This window comes from Hyunsoonleella rubra (genome assembly GCF_042684665.1).
In the GTDB taxonomy this organism is placed as follows: domain Bacteria; phylum Bacteroidota; class Bacteroidia; order Flavobacteriales; family Flavobacteriaceae; genus Jejuia; species Jejuia rubra.
On the sequence record NZ_JBHULY010000046.1, the window covers coordinates 1 to 1,255 of the forward strand.

1 protein-coding gene is annotated in these 1,255 nt (G+C 43.0%); it reads left to right on the forward strand.

Annotation, left to right across the window (positions count from 1 at the left end):
- The first annotated feature begins 9 nt into the window (after positions 1-9).
- Positions 10-1,053, forward strand: coding sequence for an IS110 family transposase (locus tag ACFSR8_RS16485; RefSeq protein WP_449272398.1), 1,044 nt, complete (start codon positions 10-12; stop codon positions 1,051-1,053).
- Positions 1,054-1,255 lie beyond the last annotated feature (202 nt).

Consider the following 1,255-nt stretch of genomic DNA (forward strand, 5'->3'; position numbering starts at 1 on the left):
AACACTCAAATTACTGCATTACCAAAGTTATACATTGGCATTGACATTCACAAGCGGAGCTGGAAGGTTCACTGTGCGACGGAATTGTTTACGGGCAAGACCTTTAGCATGTCTCCAGATCCTGAACAATTACAGAGATATGTGCTTAAACATTTTTCGGACTATGAAGTAAACGTGGCTTATGAGGCTGGCTGTTGCGGCTATTATGCCCATCGATGCTTTGAGGGTTATGGTTGGACTTCATTGGTTGTGAATCCTGCGGATATCCATAGAAAGGGAAAAGAGAGACACACAAAGACAGATAAGATAGATGCTCAATTAATTTCCAGAGAGCTTAAAGACGGTCGTTTGGATAGTATCGAGGTTCCCGATATGGAGCGAGAGCAGCTCCGGAGCCTTTTTAGGCGGCGTAACGACCTTGTAAAGGATTTTCGCAGGGTAAAGAGCTATATCAAAATGCAATTGTTGTATTTCGGAATTAAAGAGCCTGAGGAGTTCGACAATGACCATTGGAGCCATAAGTACCGTCAATGGTTGGACGATTTGGTTTTTAAGCATCCCACGGCCAAAGCGGCCCTGGAGAGCCGTATGCGTTTCTTCCGTTTTGTAGACCAAGAACTTCGGGATGTATCGACACAGCTCAGAAGATATTGCAAGACCCATTATAAAAAAGACTATATGTTGCTACGAAGTATCCCGGGCATAGGAGGCATAGTTGCTTGTGGTATTCTTTGCGAGCTGGGAGACCTTAGACGTTTTAATACCGTCAAGCATTTGGCAGGTTACGTAGGTCTTGTTCCAAGTGTACATCAGAGCGGAGGCAACCAAAAAACAATGGGAATGACTCCCAGGGCACATCGATTAATACGTTCCTACTTCGTTGAAGCCTCGTGGCAGGCCATACGCACCGACCCTGTCATGCAGGCCTATTATCGAAAGCACATGGGCAAGAACGTAAAGAGTATCATTGTTAAGGTTGCACGAAAATTATTAAGTAGAACCTTGGCCGTTATAAAAACAGAAACACCTTATGTAGTGGGTGTGCTGCAATAAAATATGAACCATAACAAAGCTCGAGAAACAGTAGAAAGAGCGGTATCACAAAACAACGTGGGTGGTCTACTTTAAGTAGAATCACATTTATAGCAAGTGAGCTGTTCTATTATAATTTATAATCATACAGATGCCGGTGACGACCTTTCAAATTGTCGATCACACATAGGATGCGGAGCAAGTTATATAAAAAGAAAAAAGT